The 2,122-nt window shown below is 53.2% G+C and carries 1 protein-coding gene and 1 pseudogene; both read left to right on the top strand.

The features are described from left to right. Positions 1-648: 648 nt before the first annotated feature. Complete coding sequence (locus HZR81_RS23395) at positions 649-1,581, top strand: hypothetical protein (protein WP_500129376.1); 933 nt, start codon at positions 649-651, stop codon at positions 1,579-1,581. Next, positions 1,562-2,122 (top strand): annotated as a pseudogene (locus HZR81_RS23400) (ATP-dependent helicase); the annotation flags it as partial. The gene HZR81_RS23395 and the pseudogene HZR81_RS23400, both read left to right, overlap by 20 nt.

Here is a 2,122-nt window from a genome sequence, read left to right on the forward strand (position 1 = left end):
TGCCAATAGCGACCGTTCGTCGGAACGTCAAAGCAGGGGGGGTTGAAAAAAAAATTCCGCGACGGATCTTTATATTTGAGAACAAAAAAAAGCTGGTGATTTACTGGCAGTGGTTTGCGTCAGGTAAACGAAGGTCTATCGGCTTCGGTCATTGCCATCTATAGAAAAGCTAAAAAGCTTGTGTCGCCAGCAACGCCGCCTCCTAGGGATCGTCTTTTTTGCAGCCGAACGGCTGCGGCTTTAGATTTGATGACAAAAAACGTAAGAGGCATAATTTTTTTTGTTGACAGTGGTTGAGTTATGTGTATTCAGCTATCCGGGCTGCTGGATCTCTGTGCGTTTGCGCTTTACCAGTGTTCACTAGATCTCTGCTCTCAATCCTCCGTCCCCATTCCTGCCCCAACCTCGCTTCGCCTCGAACGGCTTAGCGCAGCTTAGTCAGGCTCTCTGCGTGCCAATCTGGATAGGTTGTGTTTAGGTGCTTACTCTCGCGGCAGGTCTCTACAGGCATCGTGTTCTGCCTGGAATGCCTTTACCCAGGCATTTGGTCTGGTTAATGTGTTTACCACGCCCTAGCTAACAAGACTCAGAACTACTAATGAGCCAGCTTTCGCAAAGGGCTGAGTAGTGGCAAGGAGTGGGTACGGAATGGACTGGGAATCGCTGCTAGACGAGCTGTGGCGTTACGCCTCATCGGATCCTGGAGAACTGGCGGCGAAGATTCGATCTTGCTTAAAAGGGCACTCCTCGGAAGGGCTGCTTCATGCTATCTCGCATTTGATTACTCAAGGGCAGCATGCCACTGCCAGAGCGCTCCTTACCGAATTCCTGAAAAGTCATCAGTCAGCGGATGATATCCAGCGCAGGCTTGAACTGATTCTCCACTTCAAAAAACATCGCGCACCGCAAATGCTCTCGATCAAGAGCAAGCAACGCAGCAAAGAACTGCTCATCAAAGACGTCAACGACCTGGTCGCATCTGGCAAGTTGCAGGCTGCCGAGTCGCTTCTCCTGGAAGCGATTGAAACGTTTGAAGAGCCTGATTCCCTAAATCTGCTCAGCCGTGTGTACATGCTGCAACGCCGCCCCATAGATGGGGCAAAGGCCATGCAGCGTGCTCTCCTCCTCAAACGCCAACAGCAGGCCTTTGTCGAGATTAAGCCTGAAGAGTCAACAGACGACCTGCCAACAGACAGTGACCTGGCATTCCTCAATGACTCAGCCGAGCATCTGACGGCCCTAGAAAGCCCATCAGCTCCAACGAACAAGGCATTGACCGAGAAAGTCGATGATTCGTTAACCTTCATTCAGAACACGGCCTCTCAATACCCTTCTTTGAAAACTGACGGCTGGTGGGAGGGCCAACCAGAATCAACGCCATCTGAAGCCTCAGTATTTCTCGATGAGCCCGAAGCTGGTGACGCACCTGTTACGGTTCCTGCTGCTACGGGCGAGTCCTCCGATGAGCATGCGGCTGAGGATGAGAACCCCCAGACCCCCACAAAAAGCATTCTCAAACTTGCGCATCCACGGAAGGAGACAGAGGCTGAAGAAGGGTCGGCCACGTACGGCTGCCGCTAAACAGCGAGAGTTGTTTGCCCATGCCGCCACCAGCGATCCCAATGAACTGCGCGATGAGCTCGAAATTACCGTCGATCACCTCTACAGCTTTGTCCTTGGGATGTTCAATCAACTGGGTATTGAGGTAGCGGAGCGCAGCCACAAAGAAAGGTTGCTGCGTATTCGACTGTCCGAGCAGGTGATGCGCGACATGGGCCTTTCCCCCAAAGCCTCCCAGCGTATGGACGTAACCTTGGATCGCATGCTGGCAGCCAATCGCCCAGACACCCACATGCTCGACCTCAATTCCAAGCTAATGCAGTACCTGCTGGGTAAAGCCTGCGAGCACGACTTCGGTGGTTTGGCTGCAATGCTCAAAGCGCCAGAACTCGGCGAGGGGGCACTACTTGGAGCCATGCTGCGCTGGCAAGGCCCACAGGGCAAACGCATGCGGCAGGAGTTTGTAGCCATTCAGGTTAACGACGGCAAAGCCAAACTGAACCCTGCAAAAGCCAGCCAATGGCTCCTGAAATCTGCCGAACACAGCACCCTGAGTCCCGAC

It is taken from the genome of Pseudomonas sp. LM13, from assembly GCF_041381355.1.
In the GTDB taxonomy this organism is placed as follows: Bacteria; Pseudomonadota; Gammaproteobacteria; order Pseudomonadales; family Pseudomonadaceae; genus Stutzerimonas; species Stutzerimonas frequens.